Annotated in this window: 1 pseudogene; it reads right to left on the reverse strand. The window is 62.1% G+C overall.

Going from position 1 to position 1183, the window contains the following annotated elements:
* Positions 1-1183: pseudogene (locus NW857_RS07955) on the reverse strand (hybrid sensor histidine kinase/response regulator); the annotation flags it as partial.

Genomic DNA, 1183 nt, shown 5'->3' on the forward strand with positions numbered 1-1183 from the left:
AGCTCAATGATCTCCTGGGCCAGAGTGTGGAAGGCCGTAAATTGATCCATCTCCAGCTTGTCGAACTCTTGGCCGGAAGAATGCCCTCGCCTGCTGTGTCCGGCTCCCTCGCCATTGCGACCGAAGCCCACCGTTACCGTGCCGCCATAGGCTGAGCCGCTGCGGCTGGAGAACAGCGCCGACTCCAACAGGGAGCGGTCGTACTGATCCCGCATGCGCTGGCCCAGATCCCCCAGTTGTTGCACACGGCCCAGTAGGCCATCCAGAAACTGGCGCAGGCGAGTTTGGTTTTGCTCCATGCTGTTGCGAATGACCACCAACTCTCCCACCAGGTTGTTGATGGAGTCGAGGTGGCGCACCTCCACCCGCATCACAGGGTTGCTGAGGGCAGATCGCCGTGTAGCCGGTGCCGTGGGGGCGGCTGTTGCTGGGGCGGCAGCGACAGCGGACGGAGAAGGTGCCGGCGCTGCTGCAGAGGCCTGGGGGGCGACCTCGAGATTGACTAGGAGGGATTCCAGTTGGGCTGCGAAATCGTCGGCAACCTCGCCGCTCACGGCTGCAGGGGATCCCACAATGGGAGCGATGAACTCTTCCAGCTCAGGCGGCACCGCTGGTTCGGCGGCATCGAAAAGGGCGGCCAAATCGTCCAAACTTGGGGTAGGAGAGACTTCCGGCGCTTCTTCCTCCGAGAGCTGGGTCTCGCTGCCAAGAACAGTCGCGCTCGGGGCAGCCAAGAGCTCATCCTCTGTGAACAGGCTTTCCAGTTGGCTTGCCAGATCCTCTTCTGCCGGCTGGGAAGCTCCGCCTTGCTCTGCAGCAGCTACAAGTGGTTCTGGCTCAGGCAGAGTCACTCCCTCCAGATTGCTCCCTTGCAAAGCCTCTGCCTCGCCCAGGAAGGTGGCAAGATCTGAGGGGATCCCTTCCTGGGCGGCCTCCCTTTCTGCAAAGAACCGGCTCAGCTCATCCAAATCCACCTCGCCATCCATGGCCGAGAGGGATCCGCCGGCTTCTAAGCTCAGGGCTTCGGTTTCGGTCTCCTCGGCAAATAGAGCATTGAGGCGGTCGAAGGAAAACTCTGGCGAGGGGGCAGTGCCCGCCAAATCGGTAGGCTGTGTTTCCCCAGAGAGCTCTTCTTCCTGGGCCGGGAACACCTCCTCCAACCAAGCCCCCTCCTGGGCGTCTG

It is taken from the genome of Synechococcus sp. H55.9, from assembly GCF_047462355.1.
Lineage (GTDB): Bacteria > Cyanobacteriota > Cyanobacteriia > Thermostichales > Thermostichaceae > Thermostichus.